Here is a 23,297-nt window from a genome sequence, read left to right as displayed (position 1 = left end):
TCTCGCTGGTGTCAGGCCGCGGCGGCGGCGCGGACCGCCGCAGCCAAGCGGTCCAGGTTGTCCTGCATCAGTCCGGCGTCATCGGCCTCGACCGTGACCCGCACCACCGGCTCGGTGCCGGACGGACGCAGGAACGCCCTGCCCCTGCCCTGTACCGCAGCCTGCACGTCCTGCAGTGCACGGCGTACGCCATCGGCGTCGACCAGCGCCTTAGCCGAGGCCCCGTCCAGGCGCACGTTGATCGTCTTCTGCGGCAGCATCGACAAGCCTTCCAGCGCCTGGCGCAGGCCCTGCCCGTCGCGCTTGAGCACGTCCAGCACCTGCAGCGCGCTGACGATCGCATCGCCCGTGGTCGCGCGGTCCAGGCATAGCAGGTGACCCGAAGCTTCGCCGCCGAGCGTGCCGCCACCCTCGACCAGCGCCTGGTGCACATAGCGGTCGCCGACCTTGACCCGCTGGAACGGGATCCCGGCCTCGGCCAGCGCTTTCTCCAGCCCGTAATTGGTCATCAGGGTGCCGACCACCGTCCCGCGCAGGCGCCCGCTGGCCTGCCAGGCCTTGGCCAGTACGTACAGCAGGCCATCGCCATCGACCGGGTTGCCCTGATCGTCGGCCATCAGCACGCGGTCACCGTCGCCGTCGAAGGCGATGCCGAGGTCCGAGCCGGTCTCGCGCACCTTGGCGGCGAGGTTGTCGATATGCATCGAACCGACGCCGGCATTGATGTTCAGGCCGTCCGGCGCAGCACCGATGGCCACGACGTCCGCACCCAGCTCGCGGAACAGCAACGGAGCGATGTGGTATGTGGCGCCGTGGGCGCAGTCGAGCACGACCTTCAGCCCGCGCAGATCGAAGCCACGTGGCACCGAAGCCTTGCAGAACTCGATGTAGCGGCCGACCGCGTCGCGCGCGCGCACCGCCTTGCCCAGCTTCTCCGAGTCGACCGTGACGAAATCGCCGTCCAGCGCGGCCTCGATCGCCAGTTCGGTGGCATCGTCGAGCTTCTCGCCCTCGGCCGAGAAGAACTTGATGCCGTTGTCGTAGTGCGGATTGTGCGAGGCGCTGATAACGATGCCGCCGTCGGCGCCCAGGGTGCGGGTCAGGAACGCGACCGCAGGCGTGGGCATCGGGCCCAGCAGCTGCACGTCGACGCCGGCGGCGACCAGTCCGGCCTCCAGCGCGGCCTCGAACATGTAGCCGGAAATGCGCGTGTCCTTGCCGATCACCACCGTGCGCCGGCCCGGTCGCGAGGCGGCCAGTACGCGGCCCAGGGCATTGCCCAGGCGCAGCACGAAATCGGCCGAGATCGCGCCCTCGCCGACCCGGCCGCGGATGCCGTCGGTGCCGAAATAACGGCGGGCCGTGCTCATGCCGCGTCCAGCGTGTCGCTGTCCACCGGATGCGGCTGGCGCATCATCATCGCCAGCAGGTCGGCCAGGCGGTCGCGCAGCTCGCGCCGGTCGCAGATCTGGTCGATGGCACCGTGTTCGAGCAGGAATTCGGAACGCTGGAAGCCTTCGGGCAGCTTCTCGCGCACGGTCTGCTCGATCACGCGCGGGCCGGCGAAGCCGATCAGGGCCTCCGGCTCGGCGATGTTGATGTCGCCCAGCATCGCGAACGAAGCCGACACGCCGCCGGTGGTCGGATGGGTCAGTACCGAGATGTAGGGCAGCCCCGCCGCGCGCAGCCGGCCCAGCGCCGCGGAGGTCTTGGCCATCTGCATCAGCGAGAACAGGCTCTCCTGCATGCGCGCGCCGCCGCTGGCGGAGAAATTGACGAAGGGCGAGCCGATCTCCAGCGCCTTCTCGGCGGCAAGGGTGAACTTCTCGCCCACCACCGAACCCATCGAGCCGCCCATGTAGGCGAAATCGAACGAGCTGGCCACCAGCGCACGGCCCTTGAGCAGGCCCTGCATCGCTACCAGCGCGTCGTACTCGCCGGTCGACTTCTGGGTGGCCTTGATCCGCTCGGCGTAGCGCTTCTGGTCCTTGAACTTGAGCACGTCGATGGGTGCCAGGGTGGCGGCGATCTCGGACGTGCTGCCCGGGTCGAACAGCGAGGCCAGCCGGGCGCGGGCCCGGATCGCCATGTGGAAGTCGCACTTGGGGCAGACCTCCAGGTTCTCCTCGAGCTCGGGCCGGTAGAGCACTGCGCCGCAGCGGTCGCACTTCTCCCACAGGCCCTCGGGGACGCTGCGCTTGCGGTTGGCGGCATTGTCGGTGCGGATGCCGGAGGGCATCAGTTTGCTGAGCCAGCTCATTCGAAAGGGTCGGTTCCGTTCTGGGGCCGTCGCCGGCCGGAAAAGGGCGACAGTCTAGCTCACGTGCCCCACGGTGGTGCCTGGCCACCCCGGGTCCGTACTAGCTCGTATGGTAGGCTCGCCCACCTCCCCCCGCGACATCCTCCCCGCGTGCGAATGAAAGCCTCCACCCTGCGCCACGGCATGAACCTGTGGCCGCCCTTCCTGTTCACCGGAATCCACGTGGCCGCGATCTCGCCGGACTGGCGGCACGCCCGGGTCGAGCTGCGGATGCGGCCCTGGAACCGCAACTACGTGCGCACCCATTTCGGCGGCAGCCTGTTCGCGATGACCGACCCGTTCTGGATGCTGCTGCTGATGCCTTTGCTGGGCCGCGACTACTACGTGTGGGATCAGTCGGGGGCGATCGACTTCGTGAAGCCCGGCCGTGGCACGGTCTCGACCCGCTTCGACATCGACGACGCGGTGCTGGAGGAGATCCGCCAGGCCACCGCCGATGGCGCCAAGTACCTGCGCTGGTTCGAGAACGAGGTCGTCGACGCCGACGGCGAGGTGGTGGCGCGGGTCCGCAAGCAGGTCTACGTGCGGCGCAAGCCGGACCGCCGCCCCGATCAGGGCGACGTGACGGCGGACTGAAGCCGGCTGGCGGGCAGCGGCACCGACCAGGCGCCATCGAGGCCACCCTCCTCCGTTCGCGGCTTCGCATGCAGCGCGGTCCCGAGCGTGCCGGCCTCCAGGTCGAGTTGCAGCGGGCGTGCCGGGCTGCGCATCGGCGCCGGCACCTGCGCCAGCGCCTCCTGGTCGATAGCGCCCTCGCGTCCGCGCAGCCACAACAGCGCGGCCGTGGTACGCAGGCGGGCGTCGGCATCCTGCAGGCGCAAGCCGTAGTCGACGTAGGCCGGCGCGGCAATGTCGGCGAGGATGCAGCCGATCGGGTTGGAGGCGCACGCCAGCGACCAGCGCGAGGGCGGCGGTGCGGGGTCGCGTAACGGGCGGTCCTGCGCAATCAACTCGCGGGCCTGCGCGCTGCAGTACCAGGCGAATTTCGGCGCATTGCGCGCAGCGGTGCGCTCGGGGTCGAAAAGCAGCCGCGCCCCCCACGTGGGCAAGTCCATGTGGGCGACGTCGGCCGCGATGGCCGGCGTGATCTGGCTACGCAGCCCGGCGGTGGCGAACCGACCTTCCGCCAGCAGGGCCCTGCAGGCCGCCTCTTCCACCCCGAGCGGCAATGCGAACGCCGCATCGCACGTCGCCGGCAGCGCGTGGTCACGCGGCAATTCCGCGAGCATTTCCGCCAGCAAAGTCGCGTTGCCCTGGACCAGGGCCGCACCGATCATGCTGCCGATCAGACTGTCGCCGGCGGCGATCAACGTGCGCCCCTGCGATACACCCGCACAGGCTCCCGCCAGCCCCACGGCGGTCTCCCCCTGGGCGAACTGCGAGGCGTCGCGCGTGAGCGTGCGGGTCAGCCACTGGAACTCCGGGAACGGCGCGTCCATCCGCGCGGGCAGCGGGCTGCTGAAACGGTCGTAGGCCGACAGAACCCCGACCTGCTCGAGCAGGCGCGCGTGATGCCCGAGCAGGCGCGCGTAATCGTCGGGCGCGGCACGCACGCGCTCCAGGCACCCGGCGTCGCGCAGGCCGCACCAGGCCGGATCGGCGTCGCGGGCCTGGCCCAGCCGCGGCCACGCCTCGCGCGCGCTGCGCCACGCGCTGGCTCCACCGCCGGCGGACAGGTCCAGCGGCGACAGCGCTGCCAGGCTGCGGATATCGTCGGCAAGCACGCGCCCCTGCTCGGAAGCCGGTATGTCGTAGCCGAGCGCCCACAGCGCGGCGAATCCGTCTTTCCCGCCCGCCGGTGGTGGCGCGTCGACCAGTGCCAGCGCCTCGCGTTCGGCCTTCGAAGGCCCCATCGCCCGCGACACCAGCCAGACCGCGGCCACGAACAGCACCAGCGCCGCGGCCGCCAGCAGCAGCCCCTTGAACAGACGGACCATCTTTCCCCCCAGGACACGCCCCCGTGCCGGCCGCCAGCATAACCGTCGCTGGCGGTACAATTCGGCCCATGTCCCCCGACCTCCAAGCGCCGCAGCGCGCCTCGCTGCAACGACTGTTCGTGACCGGTCTGCTGACCCTGCTGCCGATCTGGCTGACCTGGGTCGTCATCAAGTTCGTGTTCGTGCTGCTGTCGAGCATCAGCGCGCCGTGGGTGGTGCCGCTCTCGGAGAACATCGCCGACTCCTTCCCCAACTACATGAGCTGGGGCAAGGCGCTGTGGGTGCAGAACACCATCGCCATGGTCGCCACGCTGCTGGTGATCCTGGGCGTGGGCGTGCTGGCGCGGCGGGTGATCGGCCAGCGCCTGCTTGGCTGGTTCGAAGCGTTCATGGCCAAGGTGCCGCTGGCCAACATGGTCTACACCAGCGTGCGCAAGCTGCTGGACATCCTGCAGACCAAGCCGGGCAGCACCCAGCGCGTGGTCCTGATCGACTTCCCGCATCGCGAAATGAAGGCCATCGGCCTGGTCACCCGCGTGCTGAAGGAAGAGGGCACCGGCCGTGAACTGGCGGCGGTCTACGTGCCGACCACGCCCAACCCGACCTCGGGCTACCTCGAAGTGGTCCCGGTCGAACTGTTGACCCCGACCGACTGGACCGTGGACCAGGCGATGGGTTTCATCATCTCCGGTGGCGCGGTGGCACCGGACACGATGCCGTTCACCCGGGCGGGCGAGCGCAAGTGAGTTCGCCGGCCGCGCGCCTGCTTGACGACCGCGCGGTCCGCCTCTACATCGCCCTGGCCGCGTTCTTCTGCGTCAACGCCGCCCTGGCCGAATTCATCGGGGTCAAGATCTTCGCGCTCGAGGACACACTCGGCGTCGCGCCGTTCGAGTGGAACCTGTTCGGCCAGGCCGGCTCGCTGAACTTCACCGCAGGCACGCTGTTGTGGCCAGTGGTGTTCATCATGACCGACACCATCAACGAGTTCTTCGGCCGTCGCGGGGTCAGGTTCATCTCGTGGCTGGCGGTGGGGCTGATCCTGTACGGCTTCGTGTTCGCCTTCGCCGCGATCGAACTGGCGCCCGCGCCCTGGTGGCGCGGCGCGGCGCAGGCGCAGGGCGTGGCGGACTACCAGCTCGCCTTCGCCGCGGTGTTCGGCCAGGGCCTGTGGACGATCGCCGGCTCGCTGGTCGCGTTCCTGCTGGGGCAGATGATCGACGTGGCCGTGTTCCACCGCATCCGCCGCGCCACCGGCGAACGGCATGTCTGGCTGAGGGCGACCGGATCGACCGCCGTCTCGCAGCTGGTGGACAGCTTCGTGGTGATCTGGATCGCGTTCGTGCTCGGCCCGCAGAAGTGGCCGACCTCGCTGTTCCTGGCGGTGAGCACGCTCAACTACGCATGGAAGATGCTCGCGGCGATCGCCTTGATCCCGCTGCTTTACATGATGCGGCGCATCATCACCGGCTACCTCGGCGCGGACCGGGCGCGACAGCTGCGCGAACACGCCGCCGCCCCGTGATCCAACGGCCGGCCAGGCCGCGAAGCCACATCGCGGCTCATGGAAACGTCGGCAAATGTGCGCTGCAGCACGTTGGCCACCCGAAGCGATCCATCGTTTCCTTCGCGCGATGACGTCGCCACCGGGAACCTGAAGCCGCCGTCGTTGCGTGCGTCGCGCGCGTGAATGGCGCAGCGACGCGGGCTGGCCGATATCGGCCGGATCGGGCACTCTCCGGTGCTCACGTTCGCCGGAGTCGCCCATGTCCCTCGCCCGCTTCCGCTGGCTGGCCCTGCCCGTCGCCCTCGCCCTCGTCCTGCCGCCGAATGCGGCCGCCGCGAAGAAGAAGACGCAGCGCCCCGCCGCGACAAGCCCGGCGAAAGCCAAGGCCAAGCCGGCCAAGAAAGTCGAGACCAAGGCCGAGCAGCTGCAGCGGCTCTACGCCGGATACTGGGACGCCTCGCTCAAGCTCAATCCATTGCAGGCCACCTTCCAGGGCGATCCGCGCTGGAACGACCAGCTGCCGAACTACCTGTCCGCCGATTTCCGCAAGCGCAGCCATGACTTCGCCGCCGACTGGCTGGCCAAGGTCGAGGCCGTCGGCGAGGACGGGCTGGAAGGCCAGGACCTGCTCAGCTACCGGATCTTCGTGCGCAATGCGCGCGATGCGCTGGACGGCGAACGCTACCCCGGCTGGATGCTGCCGGTCAGCCAGTTCAACAATCCGGCCACGCTGGTGGCCATGCTCGGCTCGGGCAGCAGCGCGCAGCCGTTCAAGACGGTCAAGGACTACGACAACTGGCTCAAGCGCGGCGCGCAGGTGCCTGTCCTGTTCGAGCAGGCCATCGCCAACATGGAGGAAGGCATGGCCCGCGGCGTGGTCCAGCCGCGACCGCTGATGGAGAAGGTACTGCCGCAGCTGGACGCGCTGATCAAGCCGACCGCCGAGGAGACCTTGTTCTGGAATCCGATCCGGAACATGCCGGCCGACTTTTCCGAGGCGGACCGGGCACGGCTGAGCGCCGACTACAAGCAGCTGATCGAGTACAGGCTGATGCCGTCGTACCGGCGACTGCGCGGATTCGTCGCCACGCGCTACCTGCCCGCCACGCGGACCACGGCGGGCATGGGCGCGCTGCCGGACGGCGCGGCGTGGTACGCGCACAATGCCCGGCAGAGCACCACCACCGACCTGACGCCGGAGCAGATCCACCAGATCGGCCTGGACGAGGTGGCGCGGATCCACGACGAGATCCGCAAGGTGATGAAGCAGGTGAAGTTCCGCGGCAACATGCAGAAGTTCTTCCGCTTCATGCAGCAGGACAAGCGCTTCCAGTTCGCCGACGAAGATGCGCTGCTGGCCTATTACCGGGGGCTGGAATCGAAGGTGATGGCGAAGGTTCCGGGGCAGTTCTCGCTGCTGCCCAAGGCCGGCTTCGAGATCCGCCCGGTCGAGGCGTACCGCGCGCAATCCGCCGCCGGTGGTTCCTACATGCGCCCCAGCGAGGACGGAAGTCGCCCGGGCGTGTTCTACGTCAATACCTACGACCTGCCGACGCGCAAGACCTGGGACGCGGAGGACCTGTTCCTTCACGAAGCCATTCCCGGCCACCACTTCCAGCTGGCCCTGCAGCAGGAACTGACCGGCCTGCCCGCGTTCCGCCGCTTCGGCGGCGAGACCGCGTTCACCGAGGGCTGGGGCCTGTATGCCGAGTCGCTCGGCCGCGACCTGGGCCTGTACGAGGATCCCTATTCGTACTTCGGCTACCTGCAGAACGAACTGTGGCGGGCGATCCGGCTGGTGGTGGACACCGGCCTGCACAGCAAGGGCTGGACCCGCGAACAGGTGATCGCCTACATGCTGGAGAACTCGGCCACCAGCCAGGTCGAGGCGGTGTCGGAGACCGAGCGTTACATGGCCATTCCGGGCCAGGCGCTGGCCTACAAGATCGGCGAACTGAAGATCATGGAGCTGCGCCGCAAGGCGCAAGCGGCACTGGGCCCGCGTTTCGATGTGCGCCAGTTCCACGCCGAAGTGCTCAAGGACGGCTCGGTTCCGCTGGACGTGCTCGAGGCCAAGGTCGACGCATGGATAACGAGCCAGCAGGGCGCTGCGCCCCAGGCCACGCCGGGTTAACCTGCCGGCATCGCGCGCGTTCTCCGGGGAAACCGATCCGATGCCTTCGCTGCTTCCGCTGCTGGCCATGGCCGTGCTGTCCGGCGCCACCGCACCCTTGAACGATCCTGCAAGCGCCGTCGACGCGCTGATGCAAGACTACGCCGGCCACGTGCCCGGCGCCTCGGTGCTGGTCCTGCGCGATGGCGAACCGCTGCTTCGACGCGGATACGGCATGGCCGACCTGGAGGCGGGCATCGCGGCCACGCCCGCGACCAACTACCGGCTCGCCTCGGTGACCAAGCAGTTCACCGCCGCATCGATCCTGCTGCTGGCCGAGGATGGCGCGCTCTCGCTGGACGATCCGGTCCGGCGCTGGCTGCCGTCGCTGCCACCGGCCGCCGATGCGGTCACCCTGCGCCAGTTGCTCAGCCATACCTCCGGCCTGGTCGATTACGAAGACCATGTCCCGGCCGGGTTCCAGGGCCAGCTGCGCGACGCCGACGTGCTGCGGATCCTCGAGGGCCAGGACCGCACCTATTTCACGCCGGGCAGCGAGTACCGCTACAGCAACAGCGGCTATGCGCTGCTGGCGCTGGTAGTCGGCAAGGCTTCGGGCCGCGACTTCGCCCGCTTCCTGCACGAACGCATCTTCCAGCCGCTGGGCATGGACCACACCGTCGCCCACCAGGACGGCATCGACACGGTCAGCGACCGCGCCTACGGCCACAGCCGCGCCGATGGGTCCGCATCCGGCGACTGGACCCGCACCGACCAGAGCCAGACCAGCGCGGTACTCGGCGATGGCGGGATCTATTCCTCGATCGACGACCTCGCCCGCTGGGACGCGGCGCTGTACGACGACCGCCTGCTGCAGCTGCAGTCGCGCGCACTGATGTTCTCCCCGGCCACCCCGACCGGTGAGCCGGACGTGCCGCACTACGGGTTCGGATGGCGCCTCAATGGCGACAGCGCGTGGCACAGCGGGGAGAGCATCGGCTTCCGCAACGTCATCGTGCGCTGGCCCGCGCAGCGGCTGACCGTCATCGTTCTGAGCAACCGCAACGAGCCGGAGCCCTACCCGCTGGCCCTGGCGATTTCAAAGATGTTCCGCGCCCCGGCACCCTGATCGCATTGAACCGATACCGTCATGGCGCGCCGGGGAAGCGGCGGACCATGACTTGCAGCCGATAGCGCCCCGCCGCCCGGACCCTCAGGATCGGGCCTTCATCATCGGAGGATGTACCGCATGCTCGAGATCCGCTCGCTGTCCAAGACCTACGCCAACGGCGTGCAGGCCCTCAAGGACGTCACCCTGGACATCCCGCGCGGCATGTTCGGCCTGCTCGGCCCCAACGGCGCCGGCAAGTCGACCCTGATGCGGACCATCGCCACGCTGCAGGACGCCGACAGCGGCAGCGTGTCCCTCGACGGCCTGGACGTGCTGAAGGACAAGACCGAGGCGCGGCGCCGGCTCGGCTACCTGCCGCAGGAATTCGGCGTGTATCCGAAGGTCTCGGCCGAGGCCATGCTCGACCACTTCGCCGTGCTCAAGGGCGTGACCGCGCGCGGCGAGCGCAAGGCGCTGGTCGAAGCCCTGCTGCGCCAGGTCAACCTGTGGAACGTGCGCAAGCGCAAGCTGGGCACCTTCTCCGGCGGCATGCGCCAGCGCTTCGGGATCGCCCAGGCGCTGATCGGCCAGCCGTCGCTGATCATCGTCGACGAGCCCACCGCCGGCCTGGACCCGGAGGAACGCAACCGCTTCCTCAACCTGCTGGCCGAGATCGGCGAGAACACGGTGGTGATCCTGTCCACCCACATCGTCGAGGACGTGACCGACCTGTGCCCGCGCATGGCGATCATCGCGTCCGGCCAGGTGCGCCTGGCCGGCGAGCCGCGCGAGGCGATCCGCTCGCTGGAAGGCCGGATCTGGCGCAAGCGCGTGGACAAGGCCGAGCTTGCCGAGGTGATCCAGCAGCACGCGGTGCTGTCCTCCCGCCTGGTCGGCGGACAGCCGGTCGTGCACGTGCTGGCCGATGGCGAGCCGGGCGACGGCTTCGCCGCGGTCGCGGCCAACCTGGAGGACGTGTACTTCGGCGAACTGCGCAAGGTCGCGCTGGTCTCCGCCTCCGCGCAGGTGGCCTGACCCATGCTGCGCCATCTCCTCTCCTTCGAGCGCCGCCTGCTGCTGCGCAACGGCGTGTTCTGGATCGTCATGCTCGTGTTCGGCCTGCTGGCCTTCGGCAGCATGGCTTCGGACAACGTCAGCTTCGGCGGCGGCGTGGGCAACATCATGCGCAACGCCCCGGCGGTGGTGATTTCACTGCTCGGCAGCTTCAGCGTGCTGTCGGTACTGCTGACCACGATCTTCGTCGCCGGCATTGCCTTGCGCGACTTCGAGCAGCGCACCGCAGAACTGTTCTTCGCCACGCCGATGCGCAAGCGCGATTACCTGCTCGGCCGCTTCGGCGGCGGCTTCATGGCCAGCCTGGCGATCCTGCTGGCGGCGGCACTGGGCCTGTGGGTGGGCAGCCTGATGCCGTGGCTGGACCAGGCGCGGCTCGGACCGACGCCGTGGGGCGCCTACGCCTGGGCATTCGGCGTGCTGGTGCTGCCGAACCTGCTGTTCCTGTCGGCGCTGCTGTTCCTGCTGGCCACCCTGACCCGCTCGATGCTCTACACCTACATCGGCGTGATCGCGTTCTTCGTGCTGTGGACGGTGGCCGGCTTCCTGACCCAGGACCTGGATTCGCGCTGGATCGGCGCGCTGCTGGATCCATCCGGCACCACCGCGGTCGGCGAACACATCCGCTACTGGTCCAGCGCCCAATACAACCAGCAGCTGCCCGCGCTCACCGGCCTGCTGCTGGGCAATCGCGCACTGTGGCTGGGCGTGACCGTGCTGCTGATGTGGACCACGTTCGGCCTGTTCCGTGCCGACCGCGAGGGCATCGTCATCCGCCGCCGGCGCAAGGCGGTGACGGCCGAGGCCGCCCCCGCGCTGCCGGGCGTGGCGGCGGCCGGTGCGCCGCTGTCGCTTCCGGCGGTGACGCTGCGCCAGGGCGCGTCGGCGCGCTGGACCCAGTATCGCCAGCTGGCCGCCTTCGACCTGCGTGGCGCGCTGACCGGCGCACCGTTCCTGGTGATGCTGGTGCTGGGCCTGCTGATGATCTTCTCGGTGCTCAAGTTCGGCGCCAGCATGTACGGCACCGAGCTGTACCCGGTCACCCGCCGGATGCTGTCGGCGATCGACGGCGGCATGGGCCTGTTCCTGGTCATTATCGTCACCTTCTATGCCGGCGAACTGGTCTGGCGCGAGCGCAGCCTGCGCGTGGCCGAGGCGACCGATGCCTACGCCCTGCCCGACTGGATCCCGCTGGCCTCGAAGATGACCGCGCTGACCGGACTGGTCGCCGCGTTCCTGTTCGCCGGCATGCTGTTCACCGCCGGCTGGCAGGTGGGGCACGGCTACACCGCGCTCGAGCCGCTGCTGTATCTCAAGGGCCTGGCGCTGGCGGTGATCCCGTTCGCGCTGATGGCGGCGCTGGCGGTATTCCTGCAGGCGGTGAGCGGCAACAAGTTCATCGGCTACCTGCTGATGATCGTGTATCTGGTCGCACGCGCGGCGATGGGCATGCTCGACCTGGACCACCTGCTGTACCGCTACAACGCGGCCACGCCCGATCCGTATTCGGACATGAACGGCTACGGCCATTTCATCGGCCCGCACCTGCTGCTGCGCGGCTACTGGGCCGCGTTCGCGGTCGCGCTGCTGGTGGTGGCGCTGCTGTTCTGGCCACGCGGAACCTCGCTGGGCCTGCGCGACCGCCTGCGCCAGGCGAGAGCGAGGCTGCGCGGACCGGCGCTGGCGACGCTGGCGGCGTCCCTGCTGCTGTTCGCCGGGTTGGGCGGCTGGATCTTCTACAACACCAACGTCCTCAACGACTACGTGCCCGGCGACGTGGCCGAGCAGCGCGCGGCCGACTACGAGAAGGCCTACCGCCAGTACAAGGACCTGCCGCAGCCGCGCATCGCCGCGATCCGTGCCGACGTGGACATCTTCCCGGAAGAGCGCCGCGTCGAGATCCGTGGCGCCTACCGGCTCGAGAACCGTACTGACAAGCCGATCGCCGAGCTGCACGTAGCCACCAACACCGACGTGGAGATGCGCAAGCTCGAGTTCGGGCCGCATACGGTGGTCAAGAAGGACGACGTCAACGGCTACGCGATCTACCGGCTCGCCACGCCGCTGGCACCGGGCGCCTCGCTGGACTTCGAGTTCGAGCTGTCCAGCGTCCCGCACGGCTTCCCGATGAATGGTGGAGGCACATCGGTGGTCTACAACGGCACGTTCTTCAACAACTACGCCGCCCTGCCCCAGTTCGGCTACAACGAACGCGCCCAGTTGCAGGACCGCAACGACCGGCGCAAGCACGACCTGCCGGTGCTGCCGCGGATGAATCCGATCGACGATGTCGCCGCGCGGGGATCGAACTACCTGACCACCACCGGCGACTGGGTCGACTTCGAGACCACGGTCTCGACCAGCAGTGGCCAGATCGCACTGGCACCGGGCTACCTGCAGCGCGAATGGGAGCAGGACGGCCGCCGCTACTACCACTACAAGTCCGAGGCGCAGCTGCTGCCGTTCTTCTCTTGGCTGTCGGCCGACTGGCAGGTGGCACGCGACCGCTGGAACGACGTCGCGATCGAGGTCTACCACCATCCCACGCACGCCTGGAACGTGCCGCGGATGATCGACTCGACCAAGAAATCGCTGGACTACTACAGCCGCCACTTCTCGCCCTACCAGTTCCGCCAGTTCCGGATCCTGGAGTTCCCCGGCTACCAGTCGTTCGCCCAGGCCTTCGCCGGCACCATCCCGTACTCGGAGTCCATCGGCTTCATCGCCGACCTGCGCGACAAGGAGGACATCGACTACGTCTTCTACGTCACCGCCCACGAGGCCGCGCACCAGTGGTGGGCGCACCAGATCATCGGCGCCAACGTGCAGGGCGCGACGATGCTGTCCGAATCGCTGGCCCAGTACTCGGCGCTGATGGTGATGGAGAAGGAATACGGTCCGCGGCAGATGCGCCGGTTCCTGAAGTACGAACTGGATCGCTACCTGATGAGCCGCGCCACCGAGCGGGTCGAGGAGCAGCCGCTGGCGCTCAACGAGAACCAGCAGTACATCCACTACAACAAGGGCTCGGTGGTCTTCTACGCGCTGCGCGATGCGATCGGCGAGGAGAAACTCAACGCGGTGCTCGCCGAGTTCGTCCAGCAATGGGGATTCAAGGGTCCGCCCTACCCCACTACCCGCGACTTCCTCGACCTGCTCTACGCACGCACCGACGCGAAGGACCATGCGTTCATCCGCGACCTGTTCGAGCGGATCGTGTTCTGGGACCACCGCGTCACCAGCAGCGAAGTCCGAAAGCGCGAGGATGGCAAGTACGTGGTGACGCTGAAGCTCCACGCCGAAAAGCTGTCCACCGACGGCAAGGGCAAGGAGACCCAGGAGCCGGTCGACGTGATGGTGGACATCGGCGTGTTCGCCCGTCCCGAAGGCGGCAAGGAGTCCGACGAGAAGGTGCTGTACCTGCGCAAGCACCACGTCACCGCCGCCGAGACCACCTTGGAGCTGGTGGTGGACGAGCTGCCCTACGAAGCCGGCATCGACCCCTACAACAAGCTGATCGACCGCAACTCCGGCGACAACCGCAAGAAGACGACGCTGCTGCAGTGATGCGCCGCGCGCCTCCCCTCGTTCAGGGGAGGCGCGGACTTCAAGCGTTCGATGTTCTGGGTGGCTGGAGCACTCCGTGAGGCGGCTGGCCGCTTTTTCGGTGCATGGGCCCCGGAGCCACCCACCCAGGGCTCGACCTGCCTGACAATGCGAGGCTTGCCGATGATGTTCCGCATCCCTACGCGCAACCTACTCCGGACCCGCCACAAAGCAGTCGCCCCCCTCTCAAAGGAAGCGCTGCCGCGATCGGAGGGTGTGGCGTGATGCCCCCTGACGGGAAGTAAAGGAGGAGGAACCGGCCTGCGGCCGGTTCCGGGGGACATGAGCGGCAGGGGGCATCGCGTCGCACCCGCCCAGCCACCTCACCGCACTCCGCTCAAACGATCCGACACCCTCGAACAACGCGAAACCTCAGCGCAGATCCCCGATCACCACCTGCGCCGCGTTGTGCCCGGGCGCACCGGTGACACCCCCGCCAGGATGCGTTCCCGAACCGCACAGGTAAAGCCCCGGGATCGCTCCGCGATATCCCGCCTGCCCCAGCATCGGCCGCGCCGAAAACAGCTGGTTGAGGCTCAGCGCACCATGGAAGATGTCGCCGCCGACCAGGCCGAACACGCGCTCCAGGTCGAGAGGACTGAGCGCCTGCCTTCCCAGCACCGAGGCCGCGAAGCCCGGCGCATAGCGATCGACCGTCGCGATCATCAGGTCGGCTACTTCCTCGCGGTGGTCGTCCCAGCTGCGCCCACCGGAGAGCTCCGGCGCCACGTGCTGGCAGAACAGGCTGGCCACGTGCATGCCCGGCGGGGCCAGCGAATCGTCCAGCGTCGAGGGAATCAGCATTTCCACGATCGGCTCGCGCGACCAGCCATGATCGTGCGCGTCGCGCCAGGCGCGGTCCATGTAACCCAGCGACGGTGCCATGATGATCCCGGCGGTGAGGTGATCGCCCTCGCCCGGCAATGCGCTGAAGTCCGGCAGCCGCGACAGCGCCACGTTCATCCGGAACGTGCCCGAGCCGCAGCGCCAGTTGCGCATGCGCTCTGCGGTGGCGGCCGGCACCGCATCGGCTTTCAGCAGGCGCTGGTAGAGCAGCTTCGGATTGACGTTGGCCACCACTGCGCGCGCGCGCAGCGTCTCGCCTGCATCGGTCACCACGCCGACGGCACGCCCGCCCTCGACGACGACCTCGCTCACCGCGGCACCGGTACGGATCTGCACGCCCGCGGCCGTTGCAGCGCGCGCCATCGCCTGGGTGATCGCGCCCATGCCGCCGATCGCGTGGCCCCAGGCGCCCTTGGTCCCGTTCACCTCGCCGAACACGTGGTGCAACAGAACGTAGGCCGAACCCGGTGCGTACGGGCTTGCGTAGTTGCCGACCACGCCGTCGAAGCCGAACAGCGCCTTGATCGGCGCGCTCTCGAACCAGCGATCCAGGTACTCGGCCGCCGAGATCGAGAACAGGTCCAGCAGTTCCTGGCGCAGGGTCTCGTCGAGTGCATGCAGGCGCCGGCCCAGGCGCGCGCCGCGCAGCAGCTCCGGCAGCGCCTTCCACCAGCCACCATCGGTCACGTTCGGCGGCGGCTGCAGTGCCAGCGCGCGCAGCACGTCGGCGATGGCGTCCAGTCGCGCTTCGTACGCCGGCAGCGCCTCGGCATCGCGGCGCGAGAACTTCGCCACTTCCGCTGCGGTCCGGCCGGCGCCGGTCAGCAGGTACCCGCCCTCCGGCAACGGCAGGAAGTTGTTGCACCTGCGCTGGACGATGCGCAGGCCATGGCCATGCAGGTCCAGGTCGGCGATCACTTTCGGCTGCAGCAACGAGACGGTGTACGACGCCACCGAGTTGCGGAAGCCGGGGTGGAATTCCTCGGTGACCGCCGCGCCACCGACCACGCCGCGGCGTTCGAGCACGGTGACATCCAGCCCTGCACGGGCCAGGTAGGTGGCGCAGACCAGGCCGTTGTGGCCACCGCCGACGAGCAGTACGTCACGGATTTTCGTGGGGTTTTTCATCTGCACAGGTATACCACTGCGCCTATACTGCCCGCGCAGGGGGCCGGTGACCGGGGATGGGCATGGCCGAAACGCGAGAACTCCAGGCATCCGATCCAGCGGCGGATGGCTTGCGCGTGCAAGCGGCATCCCGGGGATGCACCGCGCGATGAACGCCACCGGCACCCTCGTGGGCGAAACGGGAAGGCGCAGCGGCGCACGCGTGGCAGGGGTCGGCGCACTGGGTGCCGGCGTGCTGGCGGCAGCGCTCGGCGCGACCGGCCTGAGCGCGGCGCTGGACGATGTGGTGCATCGCGGCCTGGCCTCGCTGCACCCGCCGCTGCCCGCAACGTCGACCGTCGTCCTGGGCATCGACCGCGCCAACCCGTGGCCCTGGCCGAACGGTCGGCTGGCGGACCTGCTCGATCGGCTGCACGGGAACGGTGTGCGCGGCGTCGCCCTGGACCTGCCGATCCAGGCCGGCGATTCCAGCGGTTCCGAGGGGGATGCGCGCCTGGCGCGGACGTTGTTCGACCACCGCGTCGTCCTCGGCGTTGCCCTGGTGCCACAGGCGGAAGGGCCACCGCGGGCGCTGCTGCCGCCGGTCGAGTTCGCCGACGCGGCCCGCCTGGGTCACGTGCTGCTGCAGCCTGACCGCGACGGCAGGCTCCGCCAGCACCCGTCCCAGGTGCTGGCTACCGATGGAATCCGCTGGACATCGCTGCCCCTGGCGCTGGTGCAGGCGGGAAGCCTGGACGGTCGCGGCGGCCGGAAGCCGCCGGAGCGCTGGCGCATCGGCCCGGTCGACGCGGCCCCCACGACGCTGCGCGCGGCCGACGCCCTCGCGGGACAGATCGACGCGAAGCGCCTGCAGGGACGCTGGGTACTGGTCGGGCTGGTGGATCCAGCGCTGCAGTCGCCCGTGCCGGGACCGTACGGAAGCCCATCGCTGTATCCGATCGAGTACCAAGCCCAAGCCCTTGCCGCGCTGCTGCAAGGCGAGACGCCGCGTCCCCTGCCCGGGATCGCGCAGGCGCTGCTGTCGCTCCTGCTCGCCGGGGGTACCGTGCTGGTCGGCATGGCCGGCGGTGGGCGCGACTGGCGGATGCCGATCGCCCTGCTGGGCGGCGTGGCCGCGACCATCGCGCTGTGCGGCTGGCTGCTGACTCGCCAATGGTGGTTCGCACCGGGCGGGACGCTCGCCGTGTTCACCTTCGCACTCCTGGCATGGACCACGACCGTGCTCCGCCAGCGGGCGCGGGCGCGCCAGCCGATACCGGGACTGGCCAAGCGCCGGCAACTGGACGCGGCGCTGCAGGCCGCGCGCAACGCCGCCAGGCCGCACGCACTGCTGCTGGTGGAAGCCGGCACGACTCCCACTCGCGACGCCGGCGAAGCCGATGCCTGCCGGTTCGCCCAGTTGCTCGGCGCGCGTGCTCGCCGGCCCGGCGACGTCGCCGCCTACCTGGGGGAGGGCCGCTTCGCCCTGCTGCTGCCCGGAACACCGGCGACCGCGGCAGAAAGCATCCTGGAAGACCTGCGCCAGCAGGCCGCCAGCCGGCAGCCCCCCCTGTCGATCCAGGGGCGCGTGCACGCCTGCGACGCCAGCGCCTGCGACTGCCCCGGATGGATCGATCCCGGCGCCACGGTCGCGCAACCGGCGTCCTGGAGCGCCGCCCAGCAAGCGGCGCCAGGCGCACCCTCACACGGTGCGACGCATTCCGGGCCGCGCCAGTGACACCTGCGCGCCAAGGCGCGCGCCGATTTCGCCGGCCAGCGCCTCGCGCGCACGGTCCTCGCCATGGACCAGCACCAGCGGCGGCGCGCCACGGAAATGCCCGTACCACTCGATCAGGCCCTGCTGGTCGGCATGCGCCGACAGGCCACCGACGGTATGGATCTGCGCGTTGACCCGATGGTCCTGGCCGTGGATGCGCACCCACGGCGCGCGTTCGACCAGGCGCCGGCCCAGCGTGCCCTCGGCCTGGTAGCCGACGAACACGACATGGGTCTCGCGCCGGCCCAGCCGGTGCCGCAGGTGATGCAGGATGCGTCCGCCGTTGGCCATGCCTGACCCGGCGATCACGATCGCGCCGCTGCGGATCGAATTGATCGCCATCGATTCCTCGGTGCTGGCGGTGATGTGCAGGTTCGGCAGGCGGAACGGCGAAGGACGCTGCCGCCACACCGCCTGTGCCTGCTCGTCGAACAGCGCGTGGTGGTGGTCGTAGACCTGCACCACCCGCCCCGCCATCGGGCTGTCCAGGAAGATCCGCCAGCGCGCCAGGTTCCACGCGTCCCAGTGGCGCGCGAACCAGTACAGCAGTTCCTGGCTGCGGCCGACCGCGAAGGCCGGGATCAGCACGTTGCCACGCTCGCGCCAGGCGTGTTCGAACACCTCGCCCAGTTCGTCGACGGTAGCCTGGCGATCGCGATGGTTGCGGTCGCCATAGGTGGATTCCATCACCACCAGGTCGGCCTCCTCGATCACCGCGGGGTCGCGCAGGATCGGCGTGCCCCGCGGCCCCAGGTCACCCGAGAACACCAGCTTGCGGCTCGCGCCCTCCTCGGTGGCCCACAGCTCGACGATGCTCGAACCGAGGATATGCCCGGCGTCGCGCAGGGTCAGCTCGATGCCGGGCAGGATCGTCGCGCGGGCGTCGTAGTCCAGGGGCCGCAGCAACGGCAGCACGGAGGCGACGTCCTGGCGGGTGAACAGCGGTTGCTGCGGCGGCTGCCCGGGGTCGAGGTGGCGGTTGGCGCGCGCGGCGTCGGATTCGGCCAGCGAGGCGGCGTCCTCGAGCATCACCGGCAACAGCTCGGCGGTGGCCTGCTGCAGCCAGATAGGCCCCCGGAAGCCCCGCGCCACCAGCAGCGGCACCCGGCCGATGTGGTCGATATGGGCGTGGCTCAGGACCAGGGCGTCCAGCGAGGCCGGCTCGAACGGGAATGGCGCGGCGTTCTGCGCCTCCAGCTCGCGTCTTCCCTGCAGCATCCCGCAATCCAGCAGCACCCTGCGACCGGCCGCGAGGACCAGGTGCATCGAGCCGGTCACCTCGCCGGCCGCGCCGTGGAATTCGACCTGCATGGCCCGCCTCCCGGAAAGTTCCGGTTCCATTGTGCCCGGCATGACCTCCGGCAGTCCTCCCATTCAGGGCGCAGGCGTAGAGTCGGCCCACTGCCCCGTCCGGGGCCATCCACCACGCCCGTCACCGGGTCGGAGAACGCGCAACGTGAATACCCGCAAGTCACAGACCCTGCTGCTGCCGCTGGCCATTGCCGTGGCGCTGGCTGCCTGCTCCAAGAAGGAAGACGCCGCGACCGCCCAGGCTCCGGCCGCCCCGGAATTCAAGCTGGACGAAAGCAACCTGCCGGCGGTCAACCGCTTCGCCCTGGCCGACCTGGATACGACCAAGGACGCCTGCGTCGACCTGGCCGGCTTCGCCAACGACAAGTGGCTGGCCGCCAATCCGATCCCCAGCGACCGCACCAGCTGGGGCGCGTTCGAGATGCTCGACGAGCGCTCCAACGCGGTGCAGCACCAGCTGGTCGAACAGGCTGCCGCCGATGCCGGCGCCACCGGCGTGAAGAAGATCGTCGGCGACCTCTGGGCCACCGGCATGGACGAGGCCAAGATCAACGCCCAGGGCATCCAGCCGCTGGCCGGCCACCTGGCCGCGATCGACGCGCTGGCCGACGGTGCAGCCGTGGCCGAATACCTGCGCACCAGCGCGGCGAAGGGCGAGAACTTCCTGTTCGGCTTCGGCGCCGAAGCCGACTTCGACAAGCCGGGCCTGAACATCGCCTACGCGATGCAGGGCGGCCTGGGCCTGCCCGACAGCAAGTACTACTTCGACGCCGACAAGAAGGACATCCGCGACGCCTACGTCAAGCACATCGCCAAGGTGCTCGAGCTGTCCGGCGTCGCCGCGGCGGACGCGCAGAAGCAGGCGGCCGACGTGATGGCGTTCGAGACGCGCCTGGCCAAGGTCTCCAAGTCCAACGAAGAGATGTCGCGCGACGTTTCGCTGTACTACCACCCGGTCACCCTGGCCGACGCCGACGCGCTGGCGCCGAACTTCCCGTGGACGAAGTTCTTCGAATCGCAGGGCGTGGCCGCGCCGGAGAAGTTCTCGCTGGCCATCCCGGCGTTCCACCAGGAAGTGAGCAAGGCCCTGGGCGACACCGATGCATCGGTGTGGCGCTCCTACCTGCGCTTCCACACCGTCGACGGCGCCGCGCCCTACCTGAGCGACGCCTTCGCCCAGGAAAGCTTCAACTTCTATTCCAAGACCCTGCGCGGCCAGAAGGAAATGAAGCCGCGCTGGAAGCGCGTGCTGGGTGCGATCAACCAGCAGGCCGGCGAAGCGCTGGGCCAGATGTACGTGCAGGTCGCGTTCCCGGCCGACTCGAAGGCGAAGATGGAAGCGCTGGTGGCCAACCTGGGCACCGCGCTGAAGTCGCGCATCGAGAACCTGGAGTGGATGAGCGCCGATACCAAGGCCAAGGCGCTGACCAAGCAGGCCGCGTTCACCACCAAGATCGGCTACCCGGACAAGTGGCGCGAATGGAGCGGCCTGGACACCGCCCGCGACAGCTACATCGGCAACGTGCTGGCGGCGCAGGAATTCAACTACCGCTGGAACCTGTCCAAGATCGGCCAGCCGGTGGACAAGACCGAATGGGGCATGCCGCCGCAGCAGGTCAACGCGTACTACAACCCGCTGCAGAACGAGATCGTGTTCCCGGCCGCGATCCTGCAGCCGCCGTTCTTCGATCCGGCCGCATCCGACGAGGTCAATTACGGCGGTATCGGCGCGGTGATCGGCCATGAGATGACCCACGGCTACGACGACCAGGGCAGCCGCTTCGGGCCGACCGGCAAGTTCGAGAACTGGTGGACCGATGCCGACGCCAAGGGCTTCTCCGGCCGCACCGACAAGCTGATCGCCCAGTTCGACGGCTACACCACCGCCGACGGCCAGAAGCTCAACGGCCGCCACACCCTGGGCGAGAACATCGCCGACCTGGGCGGGCTGGCCACGGCCTACGACGCGATGAAGAAGGCCACCGACGGCCAGCCGGACCCGATGACCGACGGCCTGACCCGCGACCAGCGCTTCTTCCTGAACTGGGCCACGGTGTGGCGCCGCAACTTCACCCCGGAAGAGCTGAAGACCCGCATCGCCACCGACGAGCACGCCCTGGCGCAGTTCCGCGCGGTCGGCGCACCCTCGAACCTGCCGGCCTTCGCCGCCGCGTTCAAGTGCGAGCCGGGCAAGCCGATGGTCCGCGAAGGCGACGCCAAGGTCGTCATCTGGTAAGCGTCCCGACGCGATGCAACACCCTCGAGGCCCGGCATGTCCGGGCCTCGTTCTTTCCGCCGGCGGACGCTGGCACCCCAGGGTCGATGCCGGCCGGCAGGGAACCGCTTGGCCAGTCACGTTTCGCGCATGCCGTCCCGTTCGCCGTGGAGGGAGCCGCCGGCCGCCTTGCTACACTCCGGCCTACCCAATCCCCCGAGGCCGCCGTCCCGATGATGCCCACGCCCCGTCCGCTCGTCCTCGCCCTTGGCCTCGGTCTGGTCGCCCTGGTTTCCACCGCCGATGCCGACGCCCAGCGCAAGAAGTCCAAGGCCCCCGCGGTCAGCCAGCAGTGCACCGACTTCTATTCCCAGGCCAACGCCGGCTGGCTCAAGGCCAACCCGTTGCCCGCCGATGCCGGCGCCGTCAGCGCACTGGGCCAGCTCTCCGACCTGGCCCTGCAGCAGCAGCGCCAGCTGCTCGACGCGGCGATGAAATCGCCGCAGGGCGAAGTGCAGAGCCGCCTCGGCGATTTCTGGGCCAGCGGCCTGGACGAAGCCGCGGTCGAGGCCGATGGCTCGCGCCCGATCGCGCCGCTGCTGTCGCGCATCGACGCGATCAAGAAGGCCAAGGACGTGCCGGCATCGATCGCCGCCCTGCACCAGGTCGGCATCCCGGTGGTCTTCAACTTCGCCCCGGACGTGGACCTGAAGGCGCTCGACCGCCACATCGGCTACTTCATGCAGGGCGGCATGGGCCTGCCGGACCCGGCCTTCTACACCCGCAATGACGCCGACACCCAGGCCGTGCTCGGCCGCTACCGCGACTACGTCAAGCAGATCCTGGCCCTGACCGGCACGCCGAAGGAGCGCCTGGACGCCGACGCCAAGGCGGTGATCGACATCGAGACCGCGATCGCGCGCAAGTCCAAGTCGTTGGCCGACCTCAGCAACCCCTTCGGCAACTACGCGCCGGTGTCGGTCGCCGACGCGACCAAGCGCTACCGCAACCTGCAGCTGGGCCAGTTCCTGGAAGCGCAAGGCGTGAAGGACGACCTGGTCTCGCTGGCCAACCCGCAGCTGTTCGCCGAGCTCGACGCGATGGTCGGCCGGGTCAAGCCGGAGCAGTGGAAGGCCTACCTGCGCTGGCGCGTGGGCGACGCGATGGCGCCGTACCTGTCCAGGAGCTTCCGCGATGCCAGCTTCGGCTTCCGCGGCCAGGTGCTGGCCGGCCACGCCGCGCCGGCACCGCGCTGGCAGCAGGTGCTGGACGCGATCAACACCGCCGCCGGCCCGATGGTCGGTCACGAGTACGCCAACCGCTACCTCACCTCCGAAGAGCGCCGCCGCGCGGCGGTGATCGCCGACGAGGTGCGCGAAGCCCTGCTGGCCGCCGTCGAGCGCAACACCTGGCTCAGTGAAGCGGCCAAGGCCGAGGCGCGCGACAAGGTCAAGGCGATCACCCTCGAGGTGGGCACGCCGCGTCGCAACCTGGACTACACGGTGCAGCCGATGGGCCGCGGCAGCTTCGGCGGCAACATGCTGATCGCCTCGACCTGGCGCCACCGCGAGGAGATGAAGCGGATCGGCAAGGGCAACGCCGACCGCCGCTGGGACGTGCTGCCGCAGCAGCCGGCGCTGGTCTACGACATCGCCCAGAACCGCCTGATCGTCACCGCCGCTGTGTTGCAGCCGCCGGTGTTCGACGTCGACAACACCGCCGTGGCCTACGGCGGCTACGGTGCGCTGGTCGGCACGCAACTCAGCCGCGCGATCGATGCCAAGGGCGCGCAGGTCAATGCCAAGGGCGAGCTCGGCAACTGGTGGACGCCGGCCGACACCAACGCGTGGACCACGCTGGGGGACCGCGTCGCCGCGCAGTATTCGGCGCACGCCTATCCCGGGGTGAAGGGCGGCAAGGTCAACGGTGCGCTGGTGCGCGACGTGGCGCTGTCCGACCAGGCCGGCCTGGAGCTGGCCGGGGATGCCTACGCCAAGGCCCAGCCCGGCGCCAAGCCCGCCGACCAGCAGGCCTTTTTCGGCGCCTGGTCCAGGCTGTGGGGCCAGCAGGTTTCGGAGAACGTCGCCGCTGAACGCCTTGCGGCGGAGATCCACGCGCCGGGCGAGCTGCGCAGCAACGTACCGCTGTCCAACCTGCCGGCGTTCGGCGCCGCCTACAGCTGCAAGGCCGGCCAGCCGATGCAGCGCACCGAGGCCGAACAGGTCCGGATCTGGCGCTGAGTCGACGCAGGCTTCCGGCAACGGAACGGAAAAAGGCGCGGATTCCCGCGCCTTTTTCTTTGCCCGACCGGTTCACGGCAGCCGGTCCGGCCCGCTTGCACCGCTCGGCGAAACAAAGGGCGCGACGCGGCGC

General features: G+C 69.2%; 15 protein-coding genes. 10 read left to right on the top strand and 5 right to left on the bottom strand.

Annotated elements, in window-relative coordinates:
- Positions 1–11: 11 nt before the first annotated feature.
- Entirely contained in the window at positions 12–1,370 is a 1,359-nt protein-coding gene (gene glmM / locus CSC65_RS03625; protein ID WP_162408624.1) for a phosphoglucosamine mutase, read from the bottom strand.
- Positions 1,367–2,260 (bottom strand): acetyl-CoA carboxylase, carboxyltransferase subunit beta, encoded by an 894-nt coding sequence (gene accD / locus CSC65_RS03620; protein WP_162408623.1) that lies wholly within the window; start codon positions 2,258–2,260, stop codon positions 1,367–1,369. The genes glmM and accD overlap by 4 nt, the downstream gene beginning before the upstream one ends.
- Positions 2,261–2,416: 156 nt before the next feature.
- On the opposite strand from accD, the gene CSC65_RS03615 reads away from it, so the two are divergent.
- A complete protein-coding gene (locus CSC65_RS03615) occupies positions 2,417–2,896 on the top strand; it encodes a DUF4442 domain-containing protein (protein ID WP_162408622.1) in 480 nt (159 codons plus the stop codon).
- On the opposite strand, the gene CSC65_RS03610 is transcribed toward CSC65_RS03615, so the two are convergent.
- Positions 2,872–4,257 (bottom strand): hypothetical protein, encoded by a 1,386-nt coding sequence (locus tag CSC65_RS03610; protein WP_162408621.1) that lies wholly within the window; start codon positions 4,255–4,257, stop codon positions 2,872–2,874. The genes CSC65_RS03615 and CSC65_RS03610 overlap by 25 nt on opposite strands.
- A 68-nt stretch (positions 4,258–4,325) precedes the next feature.
- Between CSC65_RS03610 and CSC65_RS03605 the strand changes: the two genes are divergently transcribed.
- The 6 genes from CSC65_RS03605 to CSC65_RS03580 all read left to right on the top strand — a co-directional run bounded on the left by CSC65_RS03605 (position 4,326) and on the right by CSC65_RS03580 (position 13,629).
- A complete protein-coding gene (locus tag CSC65_RS03605) occupies positions 4,326–5,003 on the top strand; it encodes a DUF502 domain-containing protein (RefSeq protein WP_162408620.1) in 678 nt (225 codons plus the stop codon).
- Positions 5,000–5,782 carry a queuosine precursor transporter gene (locus CSC65_RS03600; RefSeq protein ID WP_162408619.1) on the top strand — a complete coding sequence of 261 codons (783 nt, stop codon included), beginning with the start codon at positions 5,000–5,002 and terminating at the stop codon, positions 5,780–5,782. Before CSC65_RS03605 ends, CSC65_RS03600 begins: the two co-directional genes overlap by 4 nt.
- Before the next feature lie 241 nt (positions 5,783–6,023).
- On the top strand, positions 6,024–7,898 hold the full coding sequence (locus tag CSC65_RS03595; RefSeq protein WP_162408618.1) for a DUF885 domain-containing protein: 1,875 nt from the start codon (positions 6,024–6,026) through the stop codon (positions 7,896–7,898).
- A 40-nt stretch (positions 7,899–7,938) separates the two neighbouring features.
- Entirely contained in the window at positions 7,939–9,006 is a 1,068-nt protein-coding gene (locus CSC65_RS03590; protein ID WP_162408617.1) for a serine hydrolase domain-containing protein, read from the top strand.
- Positions 9,007–9,126: 120 nt separating this feature from the next.
- The gene (locus CSC65_RS03585; protein ID WP_162408616.1) at positions 9,127–10,023 is read left to right on the top strand and encodes an ABC transporter ATP-binding protein; all 897 of its coding nucleotides are present in this window, start codon (positions 9,127–9,129) and stop codon (positions 10,021–10,023) included.
- Positions 10,024–10,026: 3 nt separating this feature from the next.
- Complete coding sequence (locus CSC65_RS03580; RefSeq protein ID WP_162408615.1) at positions 10,027–13,629, top strand: M1 family aminopeptidase; 3,603 nt, start codon at positions 10,027–10,029, stop codon at positions 13,627–13,629.
- 411 nt (positions 13,630–14,040) lie between these two features.
- Here the strand turns inward: CSC65_RS03580 and CSC65_RS03575 are convergent, their stop codons facing one another.
- Entirely contained in the window at positions 14,041–15,642 is a 1,602-nt protein-coding gene (locus CSC65_RS03575; RefSeq protein WP_162408614.1) for a phytoene desaturase family protein, read from the bottom strand.
- 148 nt (positions 15,643–15,790) lie between these two features.
- Here CSC65_RS03575 and CSC65_RS03570 point away from each other — a divergent pair, with 148 nt between their 5' ends.
- Positions 15,791–17,359, top strand: coding sequence for a CHASE2 domain-containing protein (locus tag CSC65_RS03570; protein ID WP_162408613.1), 1,569 nt, complete (start codon positions 15,791–15,793; stop codon positions 17,357–17,359).
- Here the strand turns inward: CSC65_RS03570 and CSC65_RS03565 are convergent.
- Positions 17,324–18,709 carry an MBL fold metallo-hydrolase RNA specificity domain-containing protein gene (locus CSC65_RS03565; protein ID WP_162408612.1) on the bottom strand — a complete coding sequence of 462 codons (1,386 nt, stop codon included), beginning with the start codon at positions 18,707–18,709 and terminating at the stop codon, positions 17,324–17,326. The two genes, CSC65_RS03570 and CSC65_RS03565, sit on opposite strands and share 36 nt — an antisense overlap.
- A gap of 169 nt (positions 18,710–18,878) precedes the next feature.
- Here CSC65_RS03565 and CSC65_RS03560 point away from each other — a divergent pair, with 169 nt between their 5' ends.
- Both CSC65_RS03560 and CSC65_RS03555 read left to right on the top strand, forming a co-directional pair.
- Positions 18,879–20,945 carry a M13 family metallopeptidase gene (locus tag CSC65_RS03560; RefSeq protein ID WP_162408963.1) on the top strand — a complete coding sequence of 689 codons (2,067 nt, stop codon included), beginning with the start codon at positions 18,879–18,881 and terminating at the stop codon, positions 20,943–20,945.
- A 215-nt stretch (positions 20,946–21,160) separates the two neighbouring features.
- Positions 21,161–23,164: a M13 family metallopeptidase gene (locus CSC65_RS03555; protein WP_162408961.1), complete on the top strand. Its 2,004-nt coding sequence runs from the start codon at positions 21,161–21,163 to the stop codon at positions 23,162–23,164.
- Positions 23,165–23,297: the final 133 nt, after the last annotated feature.

Origin of the sequence: Pseudoxanthomonas daejeonensis, from assembly GCF_010093205.1 — a bacterium.
Lineage (GTDB): Bacteria > Pseudomonadota > Gammaproteobacteria > Xanthomonadales > Xanthomonadaceae > Pseudoxanthomonas > Pseudoxanthomonas daejeonensis.
This window is presented reverse-complemented; position numbering and strand designations above follow the sequence as displayed.

Bases quoted from the DNA above. Each gene is read 5' to 3' on its own strand.
- glmM (WP_162408624.1), bottom strand. From the start codon at position 1,370: ATGAGCACGGCCCGCCGTTATTTCGGCACCGACGGCATCCGCGGCCGG.
- accD (WP_162408623.1), bottom strand. From the start codon at position 2,260: ATGAGCTGGCTCAGCAAACTGATGCCCTCCGGCATCCGCACCGACAAT.
- CSC65_RS03615 (WP_162408622.1), top strand. From the start codon at position 2,417: ATGAAAGCCTCCACCCTGCGCCACGGCATGAACCTGTGGCCGCCCTTC.
- CSC65_RS03610 (WP_162408621.1), bottom strand. From the start codon at position 4,257: ATGGTCCGTCTGTTCAAGGGGCTGCTGCTGGCGGCCGCGGCGCTGGTG.
- CSC65_RS03605 (WP_162408620.1), top strand. From the start codon at position 4,326: ATGTCCCCCGACCTCCAAGCGCCGCAGCGCGCCTCGCTGCAACGACTG.
- CSC65_RS03595 (WP_162408618.1), top strand. From the start codon at position 6,024: ATGTCCCTCGCCCGCTTCCGCTGGCTGGCCCTGCCCGTCGCCCTCGCC.
- CSC65_RS03590 (WP_162408617.1), top strand. From the start codon at position 7,939: ATGCCTTCGCTGCTTCCGCTGCTGGCCATGGCCGTGCTGTCCGGCGCC.
- CSC65_RS03585 (WP_162408616.1), top strand. From the start codon at position 9,127: ATGCTCGAGATCCGCTCGCTGTCCAAGACCTACGCCAACGGCGTGCAG.
- CSC65_RS03580 (WP_162408615.1), top strand. From the start codon at position 10,027: ATGCTGCGCCATCTCCTCTCCTTCGAGCGCCGCCTGCTGCTGCGCAAC.
- CSC65_RS03575 (WP_162408614.1), bottom strand. From the start codon at position 15,642: ATGAAAAACCCCACGAAAATCCGTGACGTACTGCTCGTCGGCGGTGGC.
- CSC65_RS03570 (WP_162408613.1), top strand. From the start codon at position 15,791: ATGAACGCCACCGGCACCCTCGTGGGCGAAACGGGAAGGCGCAGCGGC.
- CSC65_RS03565 (WP_162408612.1), bottom strand. From the start codon at position 18,709: ATGCAGGTCGAATTCCACGGCGCGGCCGGCGAGGTGACCGGCTCGATG.
- CSC65_RS03555 (WP_162408961.1), top strand. From the start codon at position 21,161: ATGCCCACGCCCCGTCCGCTCGTCCTCGCCCTTGGCCTCGGTCTGGTC.